At 47.1% G+C, this 257-nt stretch carries 1 protein-coding gene; it reads right to left on the bottom strand.

Annotated features, from left to right (window positions below):
* Positions 1–257, bottom strand: a 257-nt coding sequence (locus tag SM755_RS23905) for a hypothetical protein (RefSeq protein ID WP_323174870.1), incomplete at both ends; no start/stop codon positions are given.

Below are 257 nucleotides of genomic sequence, written 5' to 3'. Positions count from 1 at the left end.
GTCCGCCTGTGTCTTACTGTCAAATAAGTATGACCGCCTTCTAACTGACGCACCCCATCATAGAACGGATCCGGATTTTCTTGAGAAGCAAGCATATCCTCCTCGAATTCGGTATCCCAACCGCCATCCAAACTGTCTTCGGGTAAATCATCATACTCATCATTCAGGCGCGGCATATCACAATGCCTGACAACATGCTGTTCGTGCATGTCATCCTGAACAACCTCTTCCTCAACAAGTTCTTCCACATCAACAAC

Source organism: Natrialba sp. PRR66 (assembly GCF_034808065.1).
GTDB classification, from domain to species: Archaea; Halobacteriota; Halobacteria; order Halobacteriales; family Natrialbaceae; genus Natrialba; species Natrialba aegyptia.
The sequence above is the reverse complement of the archived record's forward strand: the minus strand, read 5'-3'. Positions and strand labels throughout refer to the sequence as shown.